The organism is Microcoleus sp. LEGE 07076 (assembly GCF_015207455.1).
Classification (GTDB): Bacteria; Cyanobacteriota; Cyanobacteriia; order Cyanobacteriales; family Microcoleaceae; genus Microcoleus.
Map to the genome: position 1 here is coordinate 1 of NZ_JADEWV010000198.1, position 10,556 is coordinate 10,556.

The 10,556-nt window shown below is 47.7% G+C and carries 10 protein-coding genes; 6 read left to right on the forward strand and 4 right to left on the reverse strand.

Features of this window, described 5'->3' with window-relative positions:
* Positions 1-182: 182 nt before the first annotated feature.
* Positions 183-2,006 carry a caspase family protein gene (locus IQ270_RS24040; RefSeq protein ID WP_228056646.1) on the reverse strand — a complete coding sequence of 608 codons (1,824 nt, stop codon included), beginning with the start codon at positions 2,004-2,006 and terminating at the stop codon, positions 183-185.
* Between the two features lie 292 nt (positions 2,007-2,298).
* Here IQ270_RS24040 and IQ270_RS24045 point away from each other — a divergent pair, with 292 nt between their 5' ends.
* The 5 genes from IQ270_RS24045 (at position 2,299) to IQ270_RS24065 (ending at position 6,496) form a co-directional block, all read left to right on the forward strand.
* Entirely contained in the window at positions 2,299-3,000 is a 702-nt protein-coding gene (locus IQ270_RS24045) for a V4R domain-containing protein (protein ID WP_193975704.1), read from the forward strand.
* A gap of 93 nt (positions 3,001-3,093) precedes the next feature.
* Positions 3,094-3,360, forward strand: a complete 267-nt coding sequence (locus IQ270_RS24050) for a hypothetical protein (RefSeq protein WP_193975705.1) — start codon at positions 3,094-3,096, stop codon at positions 3,358-3,360.
* Between the two features lie 58 nt (positions 3,361-3,418).
* On the forward strand, positions 3,419-4,015 hold the full coding sequence (locus IQ270_RS24055; protein WP_228056647.1) for a phycobilisome protein: 597 nt from the start codon (positions 3,419-3,421) through the stop codon (positions 4,013-4,015).
* Between the two features lie 53 nt (positions 4,016-4,068).
* The gene (locus IQ270_RS24060) at positions 4,069-4,734 is read left to right on the forward strand and encodes a V4R domain-containing protein (RefSeq protein ID WP_193975706.1); all 666 of its coding nucleotides are present in this window, start codon (positions 4,069-4,071) and stop codon (positions 4,732-4,734) included.
* A 595-nt stretch (positions 4,735-5,329) separates the two neighbouring features.
* Positions 5,330-6,496: a pentapeptide repeat-containing protein gene (locus IQ270_RS24065; RefSeq protein WP_193975707.1), complete on the forward strand. Its 1,167-nt coding sequence runs from the start codon at positions 5,330-5,332 to the stop codon at positions 6,494-6,496.
* Between the two features lie 113 nt (positions 6,497-6,609).
* Here the strand turns inward: IQ270_RS24065 and IQ270_RS24070 are convergent, their stop codons facing one another.
* From IQ270_RS24070 to IQ270_RS24080, 3 genes are all read right to left on the reverse strand, one after another.
* Positions 6,610-7,080 carry a phycobilisome protein gene (locus IQ270_RS24070; protein ID WP_193975708.1) on the reverse strand — a complete coding sequence of 157 codons (471 nt, stop codon included), beginning with the start codon at positions 7,078-7,080 and terminating at the stop codon, positions 6,610-6,612.
* A gap of 107 nt (positions 7,081-7,187) precedes the next feature.
* Entirely contained in the window at positions 7,188-7,670 is a 483-nt protein-coding gene (locus tag IQ270_RS24075) for a 2Fe-2S iron-sulfur cluster-binding protein (RefSeq protein WP_193975709.1), read from the reverse strand.
* Between the two features lie 90 nt (positions 7,671-7,760).
* Positions 7,761-7,967, reverse strand: coding sequence for a hypothetical protein (locus tag IQ270_RS24080; RefSeq protein ID WP_228056648.1), 207 nt, complete (start codon positions 7,965-7,967; stop codon positions 7,761-7,763).
* Between the two features lie 201 nt (positions 7,968-8,168).
* Here IQ270_RS24080 and IQ270_RS24085 point away from each other — a divergent pair, with 201 nt between their 5' ends.
* Positions 8,169-10,103, forward strand: coding sequence for a serine/threonine-protein kinase (locus IQ270_RS24085; protein WP_193975710.1), 1,935 nt, complete (start codon positions 8,169-8,171; stop codon positions 10,101-10,103).
* The last annotated feature ends 453 nt before the right edge of the window (positions 10,104-10,556 follow it).

Genomic DNA, 10,556 nt, shown 5'->3' on the forward strand with positions numbered 1-10,556 from the left:
ATCCCACAGCACATAAAATCCCCTGCGACAGAATCGGCGCAGGGGAAGTGGTGGATAAAATTATCGGTTTTAATCAAGGTGTAGGTATCCTCTGGCAGTGTCAAGAACGATCTCCGCTTTTTTGTAGCTAAAATAATTTCCCGGCAGAAACCGGGAAATTATCAACTAAATCAACCTTTTTTCTATCGTTTCAGCTTAGCTTTCCAACTGGCGATCGCCTTCTGAGCCGACTGATAACTCTTAGTACCCGACGGCACCAGGGAAGCAGTTTCAACCGCCTCTTTCAGCTTTCCTTGAGAGCCGCGCAACTGAGCAATTTTCAGAATAGCTTCGCTCCACTCTCCAATCAACTTCTGAGATTCTTCATACTTCGGCTCACCGGGCTGAATTTTAGTAGCTTGCTGGATGCCTTTACTGTAAGAAGAAGCAGCCCCCCGCTTAATTTGACCCTTGGCCGCCGATAGCAAAGCAGTATTTACCTGCTGCTCTTTCGATAATTCCTCCCACTGAGCGATCGCCTCTTTCGACTGATTGTAAACCGGCTTATTTACATCAGGCATCAATTTAGCCGCCCCGATCGCCCCAGAGAAATCGCCCCGCGTCGCCCGCCCGTTAGCAATATCCAAAATCGTCAAACTCCAGCGCTCAATATCCTGCTGAGCCTGCGGGTAGAGCGGATCGCTAGCCGGAATCGTTCGAGCCTTAACCACCGCTCGATTAAAACTAGAAGCCGAACCATCCTTGAGGAAAGTTTTCGCCTCAGCCCACACCTGCTGGCTCGACGGAGCCTGCTTGGTACCATTCCCTGCTTGCACCGTCTGCAGTTGGTTCTGCGGCTTCACAGCACCAGTAGATTTTTGAGGCGGAGGGTTTTGGGCATTCTCAGCAGGCGATCGAGGATCTGCTTCCTGCTGACCAATAAAAATGGATCTGTTCGTCAGAAAAACACCCAACAGCAGCACCAAAGCCGTAGCTCCACTCCACAAAACTAGCTGCTGCAAAAATGACTTGTCCGAGCCGCCGTTATCCGCATCCTCCGGCTTTTGCAAGTTCGGTCGATCGCCCCCCCCACCTGCTGCCGGGACAGCATTTGCCGGAGACACAGGCGGCCTGTCAACCGGCGCATCAATGGCATTGCCAGCATCAGGCAGATCGATGCGAGCCGTAGCCACCGCCATTTGTCCGCGATCCAACCCATCAGCCACACCAACCGTCATATTGCCATTGCGTCCGGCCAACGCAGCAGTTGGCACCCCATTGGCATCCGGCAAAATCACCAAATGAGCCTTTCCCGGAGGATTCACCACCATCAAAGGCTCTTGTTTCGGACGCAAATGATGGTCGCACAGCTCCGGGAGCCGATCGCTCAAAAAACGGTCTAAACCCTTAAGCGTCGTACACTGTCCCGATCGCAGCCCCTCCAAAAGCGCCGTCGTAAAAAACCCCTGACGCAAAGCAGAAGTTTCCCGCGAAACTTGATTCGGGCGGCAAGAAAGCACCGTCGGGATTTCCAACTCCCGCGCCAGATCCGCCGTTTGAGAACCGATCGTTTCACCCGCCTTCACAATCTGGCTGCGGTTCATATCAACCAGCACCAACACCGTTTCCGTAGGAGCATTTTTCAGAGTATTCAACAGCAACTCTACCGGAATCCCCGTACCCCCAATGTCAGCCGGATTCCCATCAGCCGGCATCAAATAATCCTTCCCTTCATAGCTCACACCGTAGCCGCTAAAAAAACACCAGAGTATATCTCCCTGTTGCAAGTGTTCCGCGCACAGGTTTTGCGTCAACCTCAGAATATTTTCGCGATTCGGATACGTTGACTGACCCCACAGCGACGGCGAGCTATCCGTCATCAGCAGACATCCCTCCGGCGCAAAACCAGCCTCCTCAGTCAAAAAACCGTACAGTGCCTCTGCATCCTCTTGGGCATAACTCAAAGGCTGGAGTAACTGATATTGATTGATGCCTATTGCAATACAAGCGTGATGTTTCATCCCCATATACCCTATATATATAGTGAACAGCTTGCACAAAACGATAACACATAGTCGTTTAACCTTATACCCACTTTAGGCTCCGGCCCTCAGATAGAAGTTGTCCCAAGGCAGAAGCCCAACAAGCACCCAAATTCAGCATCCTCAAATTTTCACATTTCAACATTATTACAGTCAAAAATTCTACCCTATGCCTCTATTCAGAAAAATGACGTTAAATTGGATACACAGGCCGCTCTATTTGTTCTATTTGATTCTAATTTTCTGCAAACTACACCAAACAGGAGTAACCCGCTAAATGGTCTCTACAGCTCAAAAAGAAATCTCCACCCGCAGCGAATCGCCACTCAAGCAAAAGCATCCTAAAAGTCACAACCATTATAGGTTTCAGGATTTTTTTGCCTTCGATCGCCAGTTTGGTACAATCAACGACTGGAACGAGTCGCGCAACATTTTTACTAGCGAAGACTTCATCATAGGCTTGGTAGAAGGACTCGAAGAAGAAGTAGGCCCAGCTTCTTCTGTAATCATGTATACTATTGGTTGTCAGTGGGGACTCCAAGATTCCGAATTTTTTCAAAAATGGTTTAGCACCGAATTCAGCCAAAATATTCGCCAGTCGAATCTGATGTTTTTGCTAGAAACTTGGTGGTGGCCATTCACAGCTCAAGGTTGGGGTCGCTGGGAAGTTGACATGAGCGATCGCAAACACGGGTGCATCTTCATCAACCTCTACGACTCAGCAGTTGCTCGCACCTTGGGCGACGTGGGCAAACCAGTTTGTCACCTATATGCCGGTTTGTTTGCCGGTTTCTTCGGATCTCTCGTCAAAAAGCCTCTGAGTTGCATAGAACTCCAATGTTACTCAATGGGAGAAACCTATTGTAAATTCCTCCTCGGCAACCCAGATAAAATTGATGCAGCAGCATTCTGGCTCAACGAAGGTGCTAACGCCCGCGATATTGAAAATCGACTACAACACGGTGAAATATTGCGGTAAACAACCTGGAAAGGCACATACCCTGCCCTGCCTTTCCTCCCACCAATTCGCGATCGAGACTGCGATGGTGAAACTCTCCAGGCAGGAAGAAAGATGAAAAGTCAAACTTCATGGTTAGACAAGTCTGTCCAAGACTTCTTTGGTAACTACAATTGGCTGGGAAAACCTTTAGAAACCCAAAATGGCTCGACTCCCGGAAGCGTGCTGACTTTAACCCGATCGGTAGCCGACTTTTTTCAAGCTATTTCTTGGGAAGGAGTTCCAGAAGTCGGCGCCCTGCCCCTACCCCCACCAGTGCCAGTAATTTCTATTTCCGAACCCGCAGAAGTCACCATTGACGACCTATTCGACCTGTTTTAATCTTGTTAGTTGCTAGTTGCTAGTTGGCAGTTGTCAGTTGGTAGTTGCTAGTTGTTAGTTGGCAGTTGTTAGTCAACAGCCCACAGTCAACAGCCCACAGCCCACAGCCCACAGCCAACAGCCCACAGCCAACAGCCAACTGACTTTTTTATCAATAACCGATTACCAATTAATTAAAATCATGCACCCTGAGATTGAGGCGCTGCTGGATAGGGCAGAAAATCGCTTTTTAAAAGGCGAAGAACTAATACTTTTTAAGCGTCAAATTGCAACTTTGTCCCAGCGCTTAAAAATTTACGAATTTTTGCGAGAGAAGGAAGCAAGCATCTTCCAACCAGTAGCCAACAAGCTACAAGAAACATTCCCCGACGAAAAAGAAGAAACCTTAGAACGATCGCTCAAACACTGGCTGTTAGTCTTGCGGTACTGTGCTATGGCCATGCTGCTCAACGATCAAAATTTTCTCGAACAGCGACTCCTCGACTGGGTTTCCGGCATAGTCGAAGCCCACCAAACTACAAAGATCGAAGCAACTGTTTGCAACCTGCTGCAAACTCGTTTAAAAGAACTGCTTTCCGAGCAAGCCCGAGCTATATTGCAACCATTTTTTGACCAAGCAAAGTCAATGATTATCGATCAAGGTAATCAAGAATAGGCAAATTCCCAATTCCCAATTCCCAATTCCCAATTCCCAATTCCCAATTAGCGATGATTAATATTGCCGACTTGCTCAAACAACCCCGACTCCCTGGAAACTACTTTGCCAGCGATGCCTACGTCCGAGGCGACCTCGAACTCGGCCTGCTCGAAAACCGCCGGGGCGATCGACTCATAGCCCTCCCAGAAACACTAATTCAAGCCATTTATATCGGCTTAGAACAAGAAACCGGTCAAGCCTCCCGGCTCGTTCTTTTTAACTGCGGTCGTTGGTGGGGGAAAAACTTCTACGTGCGTTTTTGCGAAGAAGTCAGCGAATACTACGGTCAGCCAGTTTCCGAAATGGAAATGGTAGAATTTCTTCAGTCCTTGCAACAGTGCTGGAAAACCCACGGATGGGGAAAATTTGAAGTTGACCCCAGCTATTCAGAACAGGGATTTTTAATAGTAAAAATTACCAACTCTCTTTTTGCCAAAACAGCCCCCAAATCGAAGTGGCCAGCCTGTTTTCTGGAAGCAGGCATCTTAAGTTCGTTCTTCAGTCAGCTTACAGGTCGAGAACTCCACTGCGTGCAAACCTCCTGCGAATCCTTGGGTTCCGACTGCAACCGCTTTATTTTAGGGCTGCGCGATCGCCTCCAACCAGCAAGTTCTATGGTTGAAGAAAGAGAAGCTCACGAAGCTATTATTCGTCAACTTGGCCTCCTTAAAAACTGACTTATTTGACAGCTATGATTTGATACCTAATAGCTGTCATACCATTTTATATTTTCGACTTTTGATCGGGAATCACTGAGATAGTGTCCAAAAAAGACGAGCGTAATAAGAGGGAGTTAAATCTAGAGGAACGCAAAGTCCTCTAATAATAATCAGGACTTGCATTCCTCTCGCTCGAAGCTTTACAGATTGTCGGTAATTGAGACAATATGTTATGATGAATGCTAGGCGAGGCAACACAAAGCTACAGTTACCTTTTTGGGGACACTGCTATCAGAGGAAACATCTAAATTTTGCATTTGTTGCTGTTCCAGCTCGCACAGGTTATACAACACGGCCTCTTCCGGGAGAGCGCTATCATAAAAAATTACAAAGCCGGAGATTCTCCCGTATCATATAAATTATTCGGCAGCCATTGCATCCACCCAAATATCGAAACAATAAGTTAAATTATCAAAAAATTAGCTTAGTTAAAAATTGGGTTTTAGTTATATTAAAAAACGTTTGCAATTCGCAGCTAGACAATTCATAACTGACTCAACAAACTAATAGAATTTAAAAGCAACCACAACCTCAAACTTTTAGCTCGAACTTAATGGACGCCAATGAACTTCTAAATCGATATGCAGCCGGCGAAAGAGATTTTAGACTGGCAAACCTGCGCGGCATTGTCTTGAGTCCGATCGATTTATACCGTTCCAGCAATGCCCCTACTCTACGTTTGGACAACCTCAACCAACACCAGCACCGACCATACTTAATAGGCGCTAATCTCAGTGGTGCCAACCTCACCAAAGCCCATCTGAGCCGAGCCAACCTCAGCAAAGCCGACCTCAGCGGAGCCAATCTCAGCGGCGCCAACCTCATCGCCACAAGTCTCAGCGGCGCCAACCTCAGCGGCGCCAACCTCAGCGGCGCCAACCTCGCCGGAGCTCACCTGAATTGGGCAAACTTGACCGGAGCAATTCTCCCAAATGCCAATCTCACAGGCGCAGATATGAGCGCGGCCAAACTAACCAAAGCCTTTCTCGGCGAGGCAAACCTCAGTAAAGCCTATCTGATTAAAGCCAATCTCAACGGGGCCAACTTGAAAGACGCAGACTTGAGTTTAGCCAGTCTCAAAGAAGCCGACTTAAGCGAAGCACAGCTCACCGGAGCCGAATTGTCCAAAGCCAACCTAGCCGGAGCCAACTTAACCCGTGCCAACCTCAGCAAAGCCAACCTGTTGAAAGCTAATCTTAGGCAAACTAACCTCACTCAAGCTTATTTAAACGGCGCGTGTTTGAGCGAATCAGACCTCACCGAAGCTTGCTTGGAGAGAGCCAACTTGTGCAAAGCAGACCTCAGCAAAACCTACCTCAGGAAGATTACTTTGAATGGCTGCCACTTAAGCGGTATCAACCTCAGCCGGGCCGATATGGGCGGTGTAGACTTGAGCGGCAAACTTTTAACGGGAATTAATCTGGCAGAGGCATTGTTGAACGAAGCCAATTTCAGCGGTGCTTATTTGATGGAAGCCAACTTGAGCGGGGCAAACCTTAGCAAAGCCAACTTGAGCGGAGCCTACCTGATTGATGCCGACCTTTCTAACTGTTGCCTGCATGAAATTGACTTGAGCAAAGCTAACCTGAGTAAAGCCAACTTGCGGAAAGCTGACTTGACAGCAGCAAACCTCCGGGGAGCCATTCTCACTGAAGCGGATTTGAGAGGAGCTAACTTGATGGGAGCTATTCTTCCTAACGGTAAAATTTATCGAGGTTAAGCTGAGTGCAGTTTCCCTAAAAAATGCAACTGTCGGCCACTGGTCCAAATCCTTATGTCATCATTCGTTCTCCATCTCAACTCAAATCTCAAATCGTCTGACATCTCCCTTGATTATTTGCCCAGTACAGTGCGGTTGATGTCCAGAATCGGAAAAAATAGGCTGACTTCTTCAGCAGTCAGATATTGTTTTAGTACCTTTTTCATCACATCGTAAGTAACACCCGAACTATTTCGAGCTTGAAAAGCGCCTAAAATAGTTTGAAACCAAAGCAGCAGCCGATCGCGCAACCGTTCAGTATCATTAATTAAAAGTGCTGCCGCCGAGTGCCTCAACACCCGCAGAGCATCTACACGCCACTTTGCCGTCACATCTTGAGACCCCCGGCGAAATAAACTAGGGTCAAGAGACTGCATTTCTGCTTCCACTTGCCGAATAATTTCTTTCTCAGCCGCTTGAATCTTCTTATAAGCACTCATTCGGTGATTTAAAGACTGAAAATAGTCTTTCAAAAATTGGAGTTCGTCAGCCGTGGCGTAGCGTCCATCTGCTTCCGTACTCAAACGCGCAAGTTGACTCAACATAATATGATTTTTTTCTTTGGGGCAACAATCTGTTCAAATCCAACATATCAAGTTTTAATTTAATTGGCGCCCCGTCCCGGAGCCGCAATTATATTAGTGTTGGTAGCTCACGCTTCTTTAGTCCGAACTAAATACTGTCCTACTTGGAAGCGGGTTTCATTAAGCTGAGTGACGATCGAACGAGTAATCAACTTTCCCGATTCTACAACTACTTGACCCGTAATTGGATGCAATAAATCTTGCTGGGCCCGGCGGCCGATCAGAGCTTCCACATTTTCAATAGCATTAATATACATCCCCGCAGGCAACTGTACAACTACACCCTCACCCATAATTTGAGCCTGACAAGCAAGTCGCGAATTACCTTTAGCTGTAGTAATGACCTCCAATGTCCTGCTTTCGCGACGGTTCATGTCAGACAAAGCTTCCATGCCTTCTTTAATGTAAACGTGGCAGGTAGCACACATACCCCGCCCTCCGCATTCCTTTAGAACGTCTAAGTCTTTGGAAAGTAAGGCAGACAGGATATTGGATCGCGTCTCGACTGCCATTTCTTCGGCAATTGGCTCAAGTTTAATAATTTTAACCATCTTAATTTTTGATTCTGTTAGGTTGAGTATTTAGCAAATTACGATCGAGATATTCACAACCAAAAAAATTCCGGCTAACACTCAAAAAGGTTAAGATAGCTTGACAGCATCGGCTTCCGGTTCTTTAACCCAGATAGCATAACCCTTAGCAATTTTGGTGATCGCTGTTTGATCGTTCCTATTTCCCAGCTTGGCCACTATGGCTAAAACCTTTTCTGGCTCCTGAAGAGCTTTAAAAAAACTGTAATAGTCGCCATCGACTAAAATAGCAGCCACAGACTGTTCGAGATCGGACACCGGAATTCGACAAAGTTGATACTGACTGAGAGACTCAAGGATTATAGTAGGTGGGATGGGGCGATCGTTCTCAAGGAGGCTGAGAATGAACCTGAGATAACATAGCAGTACCTGGCGATCGATTCAAAAATTTGAATTTGGGTCAGAATTCTTTACATATTTTAATACTAGCTCAAGCTTTTCCTATAATTAGACAGACCGATGCAACATTCTAAGTACCGCATTTTAGGGCTAGTCGGACAAGGACAATTTGGTCGAGTCTTTTGTGCAAGCGTTCGAGAAACTCCCGCCAAAGACTCCCGCCTCACCAGTCAACTGGTTGCTCTCAAAGAACTCAGCCATCAAAAAGCCCCAACTAGCGAATTTTTACGAGAGCTCTGGTTCCTGATCACCTTACAGCACCCAAACATCGTTACCTGCCGAGCTCTAGAACACACAGCTACAGGCAGGTACTTGGTCATGGACTACTGCGAGGGAGGAACCCTCCGCAACCTGCTCAAACAAGACCGTCCCTTGCGCCTGCTCGAAGGTTTGCAGCTAGTCATGGAAGTTTTAGCAGGCTTAGACTACGCCCACCGCCGAGGCGTAGTTCACTGCGACATCAAACCCGAAAATATTCTCCTAACTCTAGGCTCCAAAGGTTGGTCGCCCCGGCTGTCTGACTTTGGCATCGCCCGCCGACTCCCAGAAATCGGTACAACTCGCCTGCACCAAGAACTTTCTCCCGACGCTACCGTAGGTTCCCCCGCTTACATGGCTCCTGAGCGATTTTACGGTCTTTATTCCCCCATGTCAGATATATATGCAGTGGGAATTCTATTGTTTGAGTTGCTAATGGGCTACCGCCCTTTCGGTGGCACCCCCGGAGACTTGAGGTGGGCGCATCTGAATCAACGCTTGCAACTTCCTGACGCTATTCCTGAGCCTTTGCAAGCCATAGTCAAAAAATCTCTGGAAAAGCTGCCGGCGCGCCGCTTTGCCAGTGCTTCCCAAATGGGTCAAGCCCTGCGGCTGGTAATGTACGACCCCGCTGTCAGGAAATTGGGTGACTGCATTATTCCTTGGGAACACCCCACAACCAGCCGTGCTAAAAATCTGAAGTCGGAAACTGAGTCTTTGGCCCAAGTCGAAGAGCAAGAAGCCTCACAGCCGACTATTAATTTAGTTCGGACTATGCGTTATGCGGTGACGCAACCAAAGCCAGTGATACTTTCTGCACCGCTGACGGCTTTAATTGCTACTGAAAAATATCTCTACGCTGCTGTAGATAAAGATGTGAAGGTTTGGTGTCAGCCGCAAACACACCTAGTTACAGAAGAAATGCCGCGCACGATATCTATGCCGGAAATCGTACGCGGCATTTTACCTACTGCTGACGGCTGCTGCGTTCTGACTCCACTCAAAATTTACTGGGTAAACGATCGATCTTGGGAACCTCAGTGCTTACTAGACATGGGTTTAAGGCAAGGCACAGATGCTTTTAGAGCTACTGTTGATTCTGACGGCCGCTGGTTGACAGTGGCTGTTCCAGGAGAACTGCGTTTTTATGCTTTAGGTGCAAACAGCACTGAGGCCGATCTAGAAAAGGCTTTGAAGCCGATCGCTACCGTGCCGTTACCGGAACATTATTTACCGGAATTAATGTTTTTGGATCGGCGACACGTCTTAGCCATTTGGCCCGACAACGAACCGAAAAATCCCCAAACTATTTTTAGGGTTTACACTCGCCGCGGCACGGCTGTGGGCTCTGTACGGTTGTCGGCCACCGTCGGACAGATGGTGCTGACACCTGAACCGTATACTTTACTGGGAATTCCTCAATCTGGCAAAGCGGCGGTGCTGTTGATGAAATTGTGGCCGCTGAAGGTAGCGCGAATTCCCCTGGAAAGTTTGCCCGTTTCTGCTTGTGTGGCTAATTGGGGATGGGTGTTGGCGGATGTTGGGGGGCAGATTCTGGTTTTAAATAATCAAGGCGTTCAAGTAGGGAATTTTAGCAGCCCTGCCGCACCCCGGGCGATCGCTGCTTGGGGAAAAACGGGTTTGGTGATTGCTGTCAATACTGAGTCCGAGAGTCACTTGCACTTTTTAGATGTAGATGTTGAGGAGACTAACTCGCGATCGAACCTCAACGGCTGATAACTGGGGTAACAGAACCTGTTTGGGGGTTCCTGCAATTACAGAGAGTGGTTGCGGGGGATTTCTGTATCTGAGGAATGGTACGCCGGCGATCGGGTTCGCATATGCAAATCTCCCGATCGTCAAGTCCAGCCAATGCCACGACTACTTATATATGTATATGACTCAGATTGACCAACCACCTAGTTCTGTGAAACTCCGCGCGATCGGGTTGACACCCTAGCCCAAGCCTTAGCTGTGAGTCAGTCCCATCATCTTGACATCTAAAATCTTCTACAGAGTGGCCAAACACCCATTTTTCGGGTCAAAAAGCAGCCCCAAAGGATAAACCAGAGAGGGCGATCGGAGTTAACAGGCAGACTCAACAATCACAACCCTTGCTCTGCGGGCATCACCCAAAAATCCCAAAATATTTTCGCAAAACGCTTGACAACCCTTGGCGAAATAAGTATA

Excerpts from the sequence above, each read along its gene's own strand:
- IQ270_RS24040 (WP_228056646.1), bottom strand. The coding sequence starts at position 2,006 with ATGGGGATGAAACATCACGCTTGTATTGCAATAGGCATCAATCAATAT.
- IQ270_RS24045 (WP_193975704.1), top strand. The coding sequence starts at position 2,299 with ATGGTCTCTACAGCTCAAAAAGAAATCTCCACCCGCAGCGAATCGCCA.
- IQ270_RS24050 (WP_193975705.1), top strand. The coding sequence starts at position 3,094 with ATGAAAAGTCAAACTTCATGGTTAGACAAGTCTGTCCAAGACTTCTTT.
- IQ270_RS24060 (WP_193975706.1), top strand. The coding sequence starts at position 4,069 with ATGATTAATATTGCCGACTTGCTCAAACAACCCCGACTCCCTGGAAAC.
- IQ270_RS24065 (WP_193975707.1), top strand. The coding sequence starts at position 5,330 with ATGGACGCCAATGAACTTCTAAATCGATATGCAGCCGGCGAAAGAGAT.
- IQ270_RS24070 (WP_193975708.1), bottom strand. The coding sequence starts at position 7,080 with ATGTTGAGTCAACTTGCGCGTTTGAGTACGGAAGCAGATGGACGCTAC.
- IQ270_RS24075 (WP_193975709.1), bottom strand. The coding sequence starts at position 7,670 with ATGGTTAAAATTATTAAACTTGAGCCAATTGCCGAAGAAATGGCAGTC.
- IQ270_RS24085 (WP_193975710.1), top strand. The coding sequence starts at position 8,169 with ATGCAACATTCTAAGTACCGCATTTTAGGGCTAGTCGGACAAGGACAA.